10 protein-coding genes and 7 pseudogenes are annotated in these 15,134 nt (G+C 38.4%); 9 read left to right on the forward strand and 8 right to left on the reverse strand.

Going from position 1 to position 15,134, the window contains the following annotated elements; translation table 11 throughout:
• Window positions 1–93: 93 nt before the first annotated feature.
• From K1T76_RS14365 to K1T76_RS14375, 3 pseudogenes are all read left to right on the forward strand, one after another.
• A pseudogene (locus K1T76_RS14365) lies at window positions 94–655 on the forward strand (recombinase family protein); the annotation flags it as partial.
• A gap of 614 nt (window positions 656–1,269) precedes the next feature.
• Window positions 1,270–2,795, forward strand: a pseudogene (gene msr(E) / locus K1T76_RS14370) (ABC-F type ribosomal protection protein Msr(E)).
• 2 nt (window positions 2,796–2,797) lie between these two features.
• Window positions 2,798–3,680: pseudogene (locus K1T76_RS14375) on the forward strand (Mph(E) family macrolide 2'-phosphotransferase).
• Between the two features lie 188 nt (window positions 3,681–3,868).
• On the opposite strand, the pseudogene K1T76_RS14380 reads toward K1T76_RS14375, so the two are convergent.
• A pseudogene (locus K1T76_RS14380) lies at window positions 3,869–4,479 on the reverse strand (recombinase family protein).
• A gap of 236 nt (window positions 4,480–4,715) precedes the next feature.
• On the opposite strand from K1T76_RS14380, the gene K1T76_RS14385 reads away from it, so the two are divergent.
• From K1T76_RS14385 to K1T76_RS14400, 4 genes and pseudogenes are all read left to right on the forward strand, one after another.
• The gene (locus K1T76_RS14385) at window positions 4,716–5,318 is read left to right on the forward strand and encodes a GNAT family N-acetyltransferase (protein WP_019838175.1); all 603 of its coding nucleotides are present in this window, start codon (window positions 4,716–4,718) and stop codon (window positions 5,316–5,318) included.
• Window positions 5,319–5,491: 173 nt separating this feature from the next.
• The gene (locus K1T76_RS14390) at window positions 5,492–5,938 is read left to right on the forward strand and encodes a ribbon-helix-helix domain-containing protein (protein ID WP_171191668.1); all 447 of its coding nucleotides are present in this window, start codon (window positions 5,492–5,494) and stop codon (window positions 5,936–5,938) included.
• Window positions 5,939–6,620: 682 nt separating this feature from the next.
• Window positions 6,621–7,885, forward strand: a pseudogene (gene cml / locus K1T76_RS14395) (CmlA/FloR family chloramphenicol efflux MFS transporter).
• Window positions 7,878–9,076: pseudogene (locus K1T76_RS14400) on the forward strand (ISL3 family transposase). Before cml ends, K1T76_RS14400 begins: the two co-directional pseudogenes overlap by 8 nt.
• A 56-nt stretch (window positions 9,077–9,132) precedes the next feature.
• On the opposite strand, the gene K1T76_RS14405 reads toward K1T76_RS14400, so the two are convergent.
• Together K1T76_RS14405 and K1T76_RS14410 are read right to left on the reverse strand one after the other, a co-directional pair.
• Entirely contained in the window at window positions 9,133–10,143 is a 1,011-nt protein-coding gene (locus K1T76_RS14405; protein WP_019838338.1) for a hypothetical protein, read from the reverse strand.
• Window positions 10,144–10,163: 20 nt separating this feature from the next.
• On the reverse strand, window positions 10,164–11,042 hold the full coding sequence (locus K1T76_RS14410; protein ID WP_005006303.1) for an S-4TM family putative pore-forming effector: 879 nt from the start codon (window positions 11,040–11,042) through the stop codon (window positions 10,164–10,166).
• Window positions 11,043–11,202: 160 nt separating this feature from the next.
• Here K1T76_RS14410 and K1T76_RS14415 point away from each other — a divergent pair, with 160 nt between their 5' ends.
• Window positions 11,203–11,538 (forward strand): hypothetical protein, encoded by a 336-nt coding sequence (locus K1T76_RS14415; protein ID WP_094069402.1) that lies wholly within the window; start codon window positions 11,203–11,205, stop codon window positions 11,536–11,538.
• A 92-nt stretch (window positions 11,539–11,630) separates the two neighbouring features.
• On the opposite strand, the gene K1T76_RS14420 is transcribed toward K1T76_RS14415, so the two are convergent.
• The 4 genes from K1T76_RS14420 to K1T76_RS15005 form a co-directional block, all read right to left on the reverse strand.
• Window positions 11,631–11,945, reverse strand: coding sequence for a BrnA antitoxin family protein (locus tag K1T76_RS14420; RefSeq protein ID WP_019838431.1), 315 nt, complete (start codon window positions 11,943–11,945; stop codon window positions 11,631–11,633).
• Window positions 11,932–12,219 (reverse strand): BrnT family toxin, encoded by a 288-nt coding sequence (locus K1T76_RS14425; protein WP_017393771.1) that lies wholly within the window; start codon window positions 12,217–12,219, stop codon window positions 11,932–11,934. Before K1T76_RS14425 ends, K1T76_RS14420 begins: the two co-directional genes overlap by 14 nt.
• Window positions 12,220–12,510: 291 nt before the next feature.
• A complete protein-coding gene (locus K1T76_RS15000; protein ID WP_042753958.1) occupies window positions 12,511–12,729 on the reverse strand; it encodes a TetR/AcrR family transcriptional regulator C-terminal domain-containing protein in 219 nt (72 codons plus the stop codon).
• 16 nt (window positions 12,730–12,745) lie between these two features.
• Window positions 12,746–13,153 (reverse strand): TetR family transcriptional regulator, encoded by a 408-nt coding sequence (locus tag K1T76_RS15005; protein ID WP_268259954.1) that lies wholly within the window; start codon window positions 13,151–13,153, stop codon window positions 12,746–12,748.
• A 65-nt stretch (window positions 13,154–13,218) separates the two neighbouring features.
• On the opposite strand from K1T76_RS15005, the gene tet(39) reads away from it, so the two are divergent.
• Entirely contained in the window at window positions 13,219–14,406 is a 1,188-nt protein-coding gene (tet(39), locus tag K1T76_RS14435) for a tetracycline efflux MFS transporter Tet(39) (RefSeq protein ID WP_004856455.1), read from the forward strand.
• Between the two features lie 161 nt (window positions 14,407–14,567).
• Here tet(39) and K1T76_RS14440 read toward each other — a convergent pair.
• A pseudogene (locus K1T76_RS14440) lies at window positions 14,568–15,134 on the reverse strand (IS1-like element ISAba3 family transposase); the annotation flags it as partial.

Below are 15,134 nucleotides of genomic sequence, written 5' to 3' on the forward strand. Positions count from 1 at the left end.
TCATAAGTAACATGTAACTTTAGTGTTAAAGAATTATAATTTACGAAATTGTTCATTTTTATCCAATTGGGGCGTGAAAAAGTGAAAAAGTAAAAAGTAGGGTATGTCCGGGTAAGTTCTGTCGAGCAAAACACTGGACGTCAACTTGAAGGAATTGAGGTCGACCGGATTTTTGTTGACCGTGCTTCAGGTAAAAATACTGACCGACCTAAATTTCAGGAAATGTTGAACTATGTCCGGGAAGGGGACAGGGTGATTGTACATTCAATGGATCGTTTTGCGCGAAGCCTAAAAGATTTGGTCACTGAAGTAGATAAACTGGTCAAACGAGGGATCGCCATCCAGTTTGTAAAAGAAAATATTACTTTTACAGCCGAATCCACCCCGATGGATAATTTGATGCTTCAAATGATGGGTGCTTTTGCACAGTTCGAACGTGAGATCATTTTAGAGCGGCAAAAGGAAGGAATAAAACTCGCCTCTGCTCAGGGGAAGTACAAAGGTCGGGTGCATAAACTAAAGCCTGACCAAGCTGAAGCTTTACGACAAGCATGGAAGGAGGGGAAGTATCCATCGAAAATCATTCTAGGCATTAGGGAAAGCTTTTGGGATTAGTCGTCAGGCGGTATACCGATATTTACAAGTTAGTGAATAGCTTATTGGGATTAGCAACTAAATTTAGTTTAACTTATAAAAATCATGAAACACTGTTCGAATTTTAAGCGTGGAACGTGAAAAATCACAAAAAAAGCCCACCTTGGGGAAGGTGGGCTATCAACTAGAAACTACAGCATTGATTTCTAAGTGGAATTATAACACATTACGTATAAGGTGTATTATGTTAATTTTAGAAAATCTTCACTACTATTATTTTAAAATAAGCCTTATATCCAAGCATAAAACAAGGTTGTCTAGACTTCTTTTAACAGTAAAGTTATCATAAAACTGAATTTTATTTTTTAGGTAAGTTTATGCATTCTATCCGCATTCGTTAAGACACAACTATTTGCATAGTGACACTATTTTATAATGGTGGGCTTTTGTTGTGTCTTTAAGAATATATGCGGATATATAAAGTAAAAGTATGCTTAATTTATAAGTATGCTTTTAGTGCATAGTTTCCAGTTATAACTTAATTGACTAGCTATTTGTCCACCCTGTGGATGAATAGCTTTTTTTTGGGAGGACACTGTGATGCTAGCTTTTGTTTTCACCTAAATCCTGTTTGCTGCATAAAAAATTTCAAGAGCTAAACAGGAGTAAATAAAAATGAGTTTAATTATTAAAGCGAGAAACATACGCTTGGATTATGCTGGGCGTGATGTTTTGGATATTGATGAATTGGAAATTCACTCTTATGACCGTATTGGTCTTGTGGGTGATAACGGAGCAGGAAAGAGTAGTTTACTCAAAGTACTTAATGGCGAAATTGTTTTAGCCGAAGCGACATTACAGCGTTTTGGTGATTTTGCACATATCAGCCAACTGGGCGGAATCGAAATAGAAACGGTCGAAGACCGGGCAATGTTATCTCGCCTTGGTGTTTCCAATGTACAAAACGACACAATGAGTGGCGGAGAGGAAACTCGTGCAAAAATTGCTGCCGCATTTTCCCAACAAGTACATGGCATTCTAGCGGATGAACCAACCAGCCACCTTGATCTCAATGGAATAGATCTACTTATTGGTCAACTTAAAGCATTTGATGGAGCATTACTTGTTATCAGTCATGACCGATATTTTCTTGATATGGTTGTAGACAAGATATGGGAGTTAAAAGACGGTAAAATTACGGAATATTGGGGTGGTTACTCGGATTACTTGCGTCAAAAAGAAGAAGAGCGACAACACCAAGCCGTAGAATATGAGCTGATGATGAAGGAACGGGAGCGATTAGAATCTGCTGTGCAAGAAAAACGCCAGCAAGCTAATCGATTAGACAATAAGAAAAAAGGAGAAAAATCCAAAAACTCTACCGAAAGTGCTGGACGACTTGGGCATGCAAAAATGACTGGCACCAAGCAAAGAAAACTGTATCAGGCAGCTAAGAGTATGGAAAAGCGTTTGGCTGCATTAGAAGATATTCAAGCACCAGAGCATTTGCGTTCTATTCGTTTTCGTCAAAGTTCAGCCCTAGAACTGCACAATAAGTTCCCGATTACGGCAGATGGTCTGAGCTTAAAATTTGGTAGCCGTACTATCTTTGATGACGCTAACTTTATAATACCGCTTGGCGCTAAAGTCGCTATAACTGGATCGAATGGAACAGGGAAAACGTCCTTGTTAAAAATGATATCAGAACGTGCTGATGGATTAACCATATCTCCAAAAGCTGAAATTGGCTACTTTACACAAACAGGATATAAATTTAACACGCATAAATCTGTGCTCTCCTTTATGCAGGAAGAGTGCGAGTACACAGTTGCGGAAATTCGTGCAGTATTGGCTTCAATGGGGATCGGAGCGAATGATATTCAAAAAACTTATCCGACTTATCGGGAGGTGAAATCATCAAACTGCTTTTATCCAAAATGCTTTTAGGAAAATATAATATTTTGCTTATGGATGAACCAGGAAACTATCTTGACCTAAAAAGTATTGCCGCATTAGAAACAATGATGAAGTCCTATGCAGGAACTATTATCTTCGTATCTCATGACAAGCAATTGGTCGATAATATTGCTGACATTATCTACGAGATCAAAGACCACAAAATCATCAAGACTTTTGAGAGATTGTTAATGATAGCCAATCTAATCCGAACATTAATTATTGAACTCTTTAAAGGAAATTAAAAATGACAATTCAAGATATTCAATCACTTGCTGAAGCACACGGCTTGTTGCTTACGGACAAAATGAATTTCAATGAAATGGGCATTGATTTTAAGGTCGTTTTTGCTCTTGATACAAAGGGGCAACAATGGTTGCTGCGTATTCCTCGTCGTGATGGCATGAGGGAACAAATCAAGAAAGAAAAACGCATTTTAGAATTGGTAAAAAAACATCTTTCTGTAGAGGTTCCTGATTGGAGAATTTCATCTACAGAATTAGTGGCTTATCCCATACTTAAAGATAATCCTGTTTTAAATTTGGATGCTGAAACCTATGAAATAATTTGGAATATGGACAAAGATAGCCCGAAATACATAACATCTTTGGCAAAAACCTTATTTGAAATCCATAGTATTCCTGAAAAAGAAGTTCGGGAAAATGATTTGAAAATTATGAAACCTTCAGATTTAAGACCTGAAATAGCAAACAATTTGCAGTTAGTAAAATCTGAAATTGGTATAAGTGAGCAATTGGAAACCCGCTACAGAAAATGGTTGGATAATGATGTTCTATGGGCAGATTTCACCCAATTTATACATGGCGATTTATATGCTGGGCATGTACTAGCTTCAAAGGATGGAGCTGTTTCAGGCGTTATTGATTGGTCAACAGCCCATATAGATGACCCAGCGATTGATTTTGCTGGGCATGTAACTTTGTTTGGAGAAGAAAGCCTCAAAACTCTAATCATCGAGTATGAAAAACTAGGGGTAAAGTTTGGAATAAACTATATGAACAGACTTTAGAAAGAGCAGCTACTCTCCTTTGATGTATGGTTTATTTGCCTTAGAAACTCAAAATGAAAGCCTTATCGTTGGAGCAAAAGCTCAGTTGGGAGTTATATAATTTAAAAATATGATTGCTGAGAACTGCCTTGTTTTGAAACTTGGTTGGCTTTAATTAGTTTTTAGTATTCTTTATAGAAAATGCCTCGATCAAGGGGCATTTCTAACAATCATTTAACATAAAATTTCTTATGTGAAGTAACCTGAATGCAGCGGTGCCCCATTGGGGCGCGTTGAGATAAGCCTCTTTTAGATAACTTTAGCAACTCGATAGACAGTTGCAACTCCACAATTCACTGCTTTGGCAATTTCTTCCTTAGTCATATTGCCAACTACTAGCAATTCTTTTATTCGTTTATGTTTAGCCTCATTTGCCTTCTTGCCTGTTGGTTTGTAACCCGAACGTGCCATACCTGCTTAATACGTTCTATACGTTTCTCATTGTCTAGGCGGGCCATTGTTGCCAGAAGATCAATCAACATATTGTTGATGAGTTCCAAGATTGAATGAGTAATGCTGTCACTGGTTTGAATCATTTGGTAGGTAGTAGGAAGATCTGCTACGACTAAACGAAGTCCCTTCTCCTGGATCCTGCGCTTCAGCTCTTGAAAATCTCGTTGGGTTAGGCGTGATAAGCGGTCAATACTTTCAACTAACAATGTGTCACCTTGATTTGCTTCTGACAGTAGCTTATTCAATTCAGGTCGGTCTAACTTCGTACCACTATAGTTTTCCACGTACACAATGGTTTCACCCAAATTCAAGTTTTGGTTTAGATCCTGAAGAATCTGCAAAGCCCTTTCTGCATCTTGATCTTTAGTTGAAGCTCGTAGATAAATACGTGTATTCATTTCTATCATTTAATCTTAATTCTATTAGATTAATGATAATACTATCATTTAATTATTGCATTAAGTCTAATGATAGATATTGTATGCGATTTGGCTCGCTATCATTCAGGTATACTCTTTTGATAAAAAAAGCATGACTAAAAGCCATGCCTTGGGAATTCGTATAACGTGTATTATGTTAATTTTAGAAATTATTAAATTAATAGAATCACTTGTATCCAGCTCAAAGATAGTAAAGGGAAAGTATGCTGAAAGAATTAAAATTATTTGATCATGTTTTTTTGAATAAAAATAATATCCGTTTAATTCCCTTATCTTTTGAACATGAAAGTGGGCTTATGGAAGCATGTAAAGATGGTCAACTGTGGAAATTAAGAGTTACATCAACACCGCATTATTCTGAGGTTCATCACTATATTGAAACAGCTCTAATACAAAAACAGGAAGGTACACGTTATCCATTTGTTGTCATCGAAGAAAGCTCTGGGAAAATTCTAGGTACAACTAGTTATCATGATGTTCTTTTGAACGTGAAACGCTTAGAAATAGGTTATACCTGGTATGCAAAATCAGTGCAGCGTACGCATGTTAATACGACATGTAAGTTGCTATTACTACAATTTGCTTTTGAACAGTTAAACACTGAGACGGTTGGACTTCGCACTGATATTTTTAATATTAAAAGTCAGCGAGCAATTGAAAGATTGGGTGCAAAAAAGGATGGGATAATTAGAGGGCATGCTTTACGTAAAGATGGTACAACTCGAGATACCGTAATGTACAGTATTATTAAAAGTGAATGGACTAACATAAAAGCACATCTAATTGATTTATTAGATAATTATTAACTACAAGATTTTATTACAATAATACATGAGGATTATGATTTAACATAAAATCTCTTATATGAAAGACTCCTAAATAGGAGTTTTTATTGAATAACTATCTAAAAAACAGGAATTGCAAAGTCAATCCTAATGATGTACTCTAATTGATATACAATTAGATAAAGGTTATTGAAATGCTAATGCTCAGATTACCAGTAGAATTAGAAAAGCGATTAGATGAAGTAGCAGAAAAAACTCAGCGAACTAAATCATTTTTAGCTAGAGAAGCAATTTTATTGAGTCTGGATACGTTAGAAAAAAAATATAACCATCAAAACAATGAGATAAATGATATGAACATTAATTTATATGAAATTTTAGTTAGAAATTTTTCTACACCTGTTAATTTAGAGACTGAGTCAAGAAAGTCAAAATTTTGCATATTTAGTGAAGATGGAAAATTATTTGTTCATAACAATAAAGATAATATTCGACCGATAAGTTTCGATGAAGTTGATAATTTTTATAAAATTTTTAGGGAAACTGGGAGTCATTCCCCATCAACTTATACAGATGTAACATTCAATTCATCATATATTCTTGCAGCAGTATCCTATTTAAAGGAAAAAGGCTTTCTTTAAATACTAAATATAAAAAAGCCCGACATCCTGTCGGGCTTTTTCGTATTGGGTGTTTAGGTATAACTCCTGTCGTACCTCACGTCCTGGTGTTGCACTTATCATTATTGTTTTATGTGTTGGAACATCCTGTTCTCTATGTCCCCATCATATGAAAAATCCCTGCGGTGACATAGACGCAATGCTCCCTAATTCATGTCAGCCTGAGCTTACAACATTGCTCAAAACTTACCCCAAGGTTTATCCGCAGAAATTGCGAATAATTTGCGAAGTTCAGGTATTGAGTTATCAGGGAAAATCGCAAAATCGACTACTTTTTAAACGAAATTATTGGCAAAAACTATAAAAACTGCTCATAAAAAAGCCAACTTGTTTCAAAATCGGCTTTTTTTGCATTTTTGCATTCATCTTAGTTTGTTAAGTTTTTGATATTTATATTTTGGAGTTACAAACCCATTTCGCATAAGAGATTTTATGTTAAATACAAATAAAAAAGGTTCTTTGCACTTTAGCGTGAAGATTGTTACGATATGGACTCATCCATGAGATAACCCGCACATGAGCGCTACCAAGAAAGCAGACAAGTAAGCCGCAGCAACCTTCGTTTTCGGTTGTTGCGGCGTTCTCAAGAACCTAGTTGCTCTGCAAGAGCGCCGCCAAATTCTTAACTTAAGGAGATGGCTTCGTGCGCTCAAAAGATTTTTCTTGGCGGTATTCTCTTCCCGCCACGCTATTGCTGTTATCACCATTCGATTTGCTGGCGTCACTGGGCATGGATATGTACCTGCCCGTGGTGCCTTTCATGGCGGATGCACTTGGGTCCGGTGCAGGGACGATCCAGCTGACGTTGACGGCATACCTGGTTTTGCTTGGAGCCGGACAGCTTCTCTTCTACCACTGTCGGATCGGCTGGGTCGCCGCCCCGTTTTACTTGGTGGCGGGATTGCCTATATTGCGGCTTCATTCTACCTCACCGTAGTTTCATCGCCAGAACTTTTCTGAGCTTCCGCGTTCTTCCATTTCGCGGCGCTTCGGCATGTCTCGTTTCCACTTTCGCGACGGTACGCGACATCTATTCGGGGCGTGAGGAAAGCAACGTCATCTATGGCTTGCTCGGCTCTATGCTTGCGATGGTTCCTGCGATAAGTGCCCACTGCTAGGAGCGCTGGTCGACGCGTGGCTCGGATGGCGCGCAATCTTCGGCTTGCTAGGGATGGCAATGATAGGCGCTGTTATCGCAGCCTGGCGACTCTACCAGAGACTCGGCGGCACCGGACGGCAGACCTACAGTGGTCGCAGCTATTGACTCCTGTGAAACACCTGAACTTCTGGCTGTACACGCTCTGTTACAGCGCGGGGATGGGCAGCTTTTTCGTCTTTTTCTCGACCGCCCCCTGGCTAATGATGGGGAGGCAAGGGTTATCGCAACTTAGCTTCAGCTTGCTATTTGCTACAGTGGCACATCGCTATGATGGCTACAGCGCGAATCATGGGACGACTGATTCCCCGGTGGGGAAGCCTGAAGACCTTACGAGTGGGAATGGGGTGTCTGATGGCGGGAGCGCTGTTGCTCGCTGTTGGCGAGACATTGGCACCGGTCTCGGTGCTTGGCTTCATCGCCCCGATGTGGCTCGTGGGTGTTGGTATCGCCACTGCGGTATCGGTGGCACCCAATGCCGCTCTTCGAGGTTTCGATCATATCGCTGGGACCGCTACAGCAGTCTACTTCTGTTTGGGTGGACTACTGTTAGGGATTATCGGGACACTCATTATTACGCTTTTATCGACTGGTACCACCTACCGATCATCGCTTATTGCCTCATCCTCGCAACAGCAGTGCTTTGTCTGTCCTGCATCAATCCCAACAGACGCCATCTCAGCCAAGAAGAACATGATGCCTTGGCGCTACAAGGCACCGATAGCGCGCAATCGGTCCATGATCATGACTAGCGCTGATGTTTGGAGCCTGTTCTGGAAGGGCTTTTCGCCAGCGTCTCATGGGCTTCTAGATGAACAGACTTTGCTGATCCGTCTTACACACGACGAGGAGCATACGCCAATTTGTAGCCGATGCGATTGCCCTTGTTTCCTGGTACATGACATCAATTGGCGCCGAGTTCGCGAGTCACCAATTATGCAGTATCGCGTCGAGTTGGATGTACCTGTGCGGCGGCTGCGTTGTCCACAATGCGGTCCAACCAGAGAGCGGATCGATTGGCTACCACCGCGCTCCCGTATTACGCAATCATTGCGCAACTGGATTGAGAAATTAGTACAGATGCTGCCCGTCAGTCATGTTGCCAATCTTTTGGGCTTGCATTGGCATACAGTCAAGACTATTGACATGGAGCGGCTCAAACGTGATTTGCACGAGCCAGATCGAAGTCGATTGCGCCGCCTGATGATGGACGAATTCGCCTTGCACAAGGGTCATCGCTACGCCACGGTGGTCGCCTGTGCCGACACCCAGCAAGTGGTGTGGATTGGCGAGGCCCGCTCGCGTGAGGCGATCCTACTGTTCTTCGAGTGGTTAGGCGATGCCCGGAACCAGATCGAGGCAGTGGTATGGACATGAACTCAGCCTTCGATCTTGAAGTGTACCAGTGCCCCAACGCGGTGGTGGTCTACGACCTGTTCCATGTGGTGGCTAAGTATACCGCGAAGTGATGGATAGAGTGCGAGTTGATCAGTACAATCAACTGCGAGATGACAAGGTCGCCCGCAAGGTGATCAAAAGCAGCCGTTGGATACTGTTACGCAATGCTGACAACCTTGAGCCCGAGCAGGCGGTCAAGCTGGACGAACTCCTTACCGCCAATGCGTTCTTGACTACGGTGTACGTGCTCAAGGACCAACTTAAGACGCTATGGTTTGCGGAAAGCGAGACGACTACCAGAAGCGCCTGGCGGGAATGGCCGGCATAGCCTCGGTAGCGGAATTGATGCTTTGGTACGATTTGCCAAGAAGCTGGAGCCATATATGGAGGGTATCGTTTCCAGTGCCCTCCACCGGCTGAACACCAGCGTGCTGGAGGGCATGAACAACCGGATCAAAGTCATTAAGCGGATGGCCTATGGATACCGCGACACGGACTACTTCTTCCTCAAGATCCGTGCTGCATTTCCCGGCAAAGTGCGATGAACTTAAAAAAAATCCTAACGCACTGTCAGGATTTTTTAGTTCACATGTTATTAATCCTAACCGTAGTCAGGGAAGTTATACCCAAAAACTTTTTTCCAAGTATTTATTGATTCTTTATCTTTTCCTTCATTTTCAAGTTGTCTAGCATCTCTTGAAAGTTGGGCGAATGTTTTAAATTTCTCGCTCAATGAGTATCTACTATAATAGTCTATATCATTGATGTTACTTTGAATATTTTTAGGATCAGCCACAGTATTGATAATACTATTCGCTAAGTAGTTAAAAACGTTCTCTAATTCCAAATCAACATACTCTGAACATGTATTATTCGGTTTACTTTCATAGTAGTACAGGATCATAGCTTCTAATAAATAAGATCCGATGTTCACTCTTTTTTCTTGTTTCCAGTACTTCAATATGCGAATTACATTTAAAACATTACCAGATTGATTTTGATTGACGGCTGATAATCTATCTCTATCAGTCTTAGGATTCGTTTTTTTCCAACTTCCAGATCTATTTGGGATTAAATAATAAGAGTTTCCATCGCTATCTGGTGATGTCAAAAAGCAAGGAACAATATCGAAATTCCATGTATAGCTTTTCAACTTCAGAGTTGCTGCTTCTCCATCCCTTTTGATTTCAGCTGATGAATATTGACTGACCTTACTTAATTCTGATTTAAATGCATTGGTAATACGTGTTGAACTTAAGCCTGAACTATCAAGAGTTTTCGCATATTTTTTTAACTTTCCAGAGTAGTTTTCTGGAAATTTCAACTCAATATCGTCCCAAGATCTTTCATAATATGTACATCCATCGGCTTTGATACCAACCATTAGATCAATATCATCTAATGGTCTAGTTTTAGTCTTTCGAGCAAAAGAACCAAAGCCGATATCGATTTCTGGATATAAGTTAGGAAAGTTATCATTATTTTCTGGAAAGTTTGAAATTTGATCTAATAACCAATTTCGACTATTTCGAGCCGTTGATGATGTAGCTGAATCTAAATTTACAATATTTTTCTGGAAGTCATTAAAAGCACTTATAACTGTTGTTGCCATATAAATCTCAATAAAGTTAATTAAAGATAGTTGTCTATGTATCTTTGAATATTCCTTATAGATAAGGTTTCATTTTGATTTTTAAAGTATTTATGTAATTTATTTGGAATAGGTCTAGCAGATTTACGATATGAATAAACCGCATTTTGTACCTCTTCAGCAAGAGATATAACATCTTGATCAGTAGCACTATTATTTGATAGTTGGTTTAAGGCATCTTCTATTTCACTATTCAAACGATTTCCTTCTTTAACAGTTTCTTTATGTTCTAGGACTAGAAAGAATAGAAATATTACTATAGGTATAGAGGCACTTAGTGTTTTGATAAATAATGAAATATTTTCAAAATAATAGATACTTACCGCAAAAAATACGAAAATCAGTAAAACAATAAAAGCTAATACGGTCTTGTAATATCTTTCTCTGTTGGGAATGTCCCAAGATAAATTTTGGCTTTGGCATAGGATAATTGCCATAGGGTATTGATAAGTAGCTGCGGGGGATGTATACCAATTTAAAAATTCTGAAAAATCTCCATACTTTTTCTTATATTTTTCAGATAATAACGTTACTTGACGGTTGTTGGGTTTTTCTCCTAAATAAAGTTTGTTCCACTTTAAGTTAAAGATAGAGCGATCATATAGTTCTTGCATCTGTACTGCTGAGCTTCTTATATTTTTTATCCAACATGATAAAGCTATACTACTGAGGCTACAAAAAATAGCTAAGTAAATGAATATAGAATAATCCTTAACAATACCAATTAATCCAAGAGTAAATGGCATACATACACTAATGATAAAATTTATTGTCATTAGAAATTTACTGTCACTGTATAAAGTATTTACAGCTGCTTGTAATTCTAAATTGGCTAGATCATTTTGCTTCTTTGAAATCAAGTTAACCTCTAAGTTTCTAATTTTTAATAATATTATACAGAATAACGAGTATGAAGTTTTAAATAATTAACAAGATCCTAAAATGATTCTCTTTATATAACTCAAACTACTGGTGTAATCTTTAGTTACTTATGAAATTCTTAGCATTGCGGAATAAGAAATGAATAGTGATAAACAGTACTTTGATCGTCTACAGGAAGAGTATTCAGAAAAATATGGTCATGAACTGTATGCAATTGATGATATTGAAGGAAAAAAAATATTTATTGATATTAATGATCCGTGGAGTGTTTCCTCAAGTTGGGGGTCTTTAGAGAATGAAATACGGTTAATAAAAATGGGACTATTTCCATTAACATTAAGACAAAAATTCGAAAGGAAAGAAACTTTTGAAAAAAAAGCAGACGAACTAGCTAAGCTAATTAATGTTGTTCACACTAAAGAAAATAGTATTCTATGTCCTACTAGTAGATACAATCGTAATAAAGAAAAATAGAATTAGTAATTAGAGCTGAATAATTTAATTTACCTCAAACTAACATAATACACGTTATGCGAAGTCAAAAAAGGAAGCTTAGGCTCCCTTTTTTATTGATGATTTTTTAATTCTTTTAGCATGGCATCCCGTAAAATTTCATTCATTCGTGTTTGATAACCTTTTCCCTGTGCTTTGAACCAAGCAAGCACATCAGCATCTAACCGAATTGAAGTTTGTTGCTTTACTGGACGATAGAATTGATTGTGGCGTACAGCATTACTCCAGTCGGTAATTTCAGGCATATCTGAGAGATCTAGCTGATCGTCAGGAATCGTTCCCTTAGCAAGCAAGCGTTGAATTTCAGCATCTTGCTTGTCGCTGAATTTTTCATTCAGTTCTTTGCGTGAGTATTTAACCATGCTCATATCTATCTCGCTCCGCCTTGGTGACTTGTCTTGCACTAATGATTCGTATGATTTCACAGTCATCTTCATCAAAGATGGTGTGAGCTACTAACAGCATTAGTACGCCTTTTACTTTCCCAATGGTCTGCCAACGTTCTTCACCATCGGTATGTCTGTCCTGAATTGAGATCCTTAATGGATCTTCAAAAACAAGGCTTGCCGTTTCGAAAGAGACATCGTGTTTTTTCTGATTCTTTCGATTCTTTGCCTCATCCCATTCGAAATACTGTTTCATAAAAAACATTCAAATTTGTATATACAATAATGTATCATAAAATTGTATCACTCAAGTTGAGAAGCGTAATTTTTAGTCAAATTTATTGGCAAAATATTACAGAATCGCACATAAAAAAGCCGACTTGTTTCAAAATCGGCTTTTTGGGCATTTTTGGATTTTTCTTGTTTTATTAAGTGGTTGATATTTAAATTAATATACAAGTGTATTGCGTATAACCACCATTATGTTAAATAATTAAGGATAAAAGCTTTATTACTAAATAGAACAGTTGCTTAAAGCAGTATAGAGTTAAGTTTGCATTTTAATATCAAGTTGTCTTTCAGCACCGATAATCACCATACGAATCCCATTTTCAAAAATGTCATCCGCATTCATATTTTGTAAGGTATTCACTCCTTGGAGCATGAGTGGATATATAGTTGGATCGGCTTCGAATGGTGGGTCTGATCTTATTTCTTCTTGCTGCTCCTCAAGGACCCACCCAACAATAAACCTTCCTAATGTCATAAGTAATGCAACTGCTTCAACAGGAGAAAACCCAGCATGAGATAACAGCGCAACTTAAATTATCAATCGTGTTGAAATGTCCTTGACTGGGGCTAGTTCTTGCATGTAGACGAGCACCATCACGGTAAGCTAGTAGTGCTCGACGAAAGCTTACAGAATTAGCGAGCAACCAATCTTGCCATGTCATCCCATCGATGGGTAAAGAAACTAAATGGTGTTCATTTATAATGGTTTCCGCCATTGCTTCCATTAACAAGGATTTATTCTTGAAATGCCAATATAGAGTTGGAGATTTAATACCCAATCGTTGAGCTAGCTTGCGTGTGGTTATTGAATCTATGCCTTCTTCATTCAACATATCCAATGCGGTACGCAGGACTATTTCACGTGTCAGACGTTGAGGTGCAATATCTTTTTTACTCATAAATCTATCACTGATAGGGAGTGTGTGAGAGAATATTAATTCTATCATTGCTAGAGAAGGCATTTGTGAAGAAATCATTGAGCGTGATTTTAATCACTATATTTCTGGATGCTGTTGGGATTGGTTTAATTATGCCGATCTTGCCTGAATTATTACGGTCATTGGCTGGAGCTGAAGCAGGCGGTGTTCACTATGGTGCTTTATTAGCTGTGTATGCTCTGATGCAGTTCATTTTTGCACCTATCCTTGGAGCGTTGAGTGACCGATTTGGACGTCGACCTGTATTAATTATTTCAATTGCTGGTGCAACGGCTGATTATCTCCTAATGGCTGCTGCTCCTTCTCTATTGTGGCTATATATTGGTCGTATTTTTGCGGGAATTACAGGTGCCAACATGGCTGTTGCAACAGCTTATGTTTCAGATATTACTCCAGCCCATGAGCGTGCAAAAAGGTTTGGTCTCCTTGGAGCTGTCTTTGGTATTGGGTTTATAGCGGGTCCGGTAATAGGTGGAGTTTTGGGTGAATGGAACTTACATGCACCGTTCTTTGCTGCTGCTTTTATGAATGGGATTAATTTAATAATGACAGCAGTCTTATTAAAAGAATCAAAACACAGCAATAAAATGACTGAGAAGGTTCAGGAGCAATCAATATTAAAGAAATTATCCTATTTGATCACTCAACCTAATATGGCTCCATTGCTTGGTATCTTTTTAATTATCACATTGGTTTCACAAGTCCCCGCAACTTTATGGGTTATCTATGGGCAGGATCGTTATGGCTGGAGTATATTTATTGCAGGTGTTTCCCTTGCTAGTTATGGAATATGCCATTCTATTGCACAGGCTTTTGCTATCGCCCCTATGGTAAAGAGGTTTGGAGAGAAAAATACGTTGTTATGTGGAATAGCTTGCGATGCAATTGGTTTACTTCTTTTATCTATTGCTGTTGAAGAATGGGTGCCTTTTGCGTTGTTACCATTGTTTGCCCTTGGTGGAGTAGCCGTTCCTGCTTTGCAAGCAATGATGTCCAGAGGTATTAGTGATGAAAGACAAGGTGAATTACAAGGGCTATTAAGCAGTTTTAATAGTCTGGGGGCTATAATTGGTCCTGTATTAGTTACTAGCCTCTATTTTATGACTCAGGCATCAGCTCCTGGAATGGTATGGGCATTAGCTGCAATACTTTATGTAATCACCCTACCCTTATTGCTTAAGTATCGCCTGAATAAATATTCTGGAGTTCCATAAAATATTTAATTTATTGGTTTAAAAACTAATGGATTCTATAGTTTATCTAAAATTAACATAATACACCTTATACAAAATGCCCTTGTAAGCCCTTAATCAAGGGCATTTTTAGTCTCTACTTAACATAAAATTTTGGTGGTGCTTCAAAAAGTATGCTGCCTTTAAATGAAGCCATTATTGATGTAAAAGAAAAGAAGGCTAAATCAAAAGCTTTAAAATGGTTTTCAAGCTTTTTTGAAAAATTACAGCTTCTTCTGAAGCTACGCCTAATTCTATGCCTTATTTTGCAATTATTGCCTTCAATACCTACAGTAAAAAATTTACCAATACTTTGCTTACCATTTTTAAAAGCAGTGATGAAACTGTCCCAATGATCACTTGCAATTCGGGTGTAGTGAATATCTAATTGTTTAAGCTTTGTCTTCAATTGTTAGACTGTAGCTAAATCTCGTTTACCCCAAACATAAGCAACAATTTCACCTGTTTCTCGATGATAGGCGTAAATAAGCCATTGTTTATTCTTTTTATTTCCAACAAAATTCCAGAACTCATCTACTTCGAGAGATTCATAATGACTTTGCTGAGGCTGAATTTCATAGGTTGATTCAGTTAAAGTACGTAAAACTTTACCGATACTGATGCGCTCAACTTCAGCAATATCTCGTATACCGCTGCCTCTGACCATCAACTGTAATATTTTACGAGTAATACCTGACTTACATCCTAGA

The sequence above is a fragment of the Acinetobacter sp. PW68 genome, from assembly GCF_020982655.1.
Taxonomy (GTDB): Bacteria; Pseudomonadota; Gammaproteobacteria; order Pseudomonadales; family Moraxellaceae; genus Acinetobacter; species Acinetobacter towneri_A.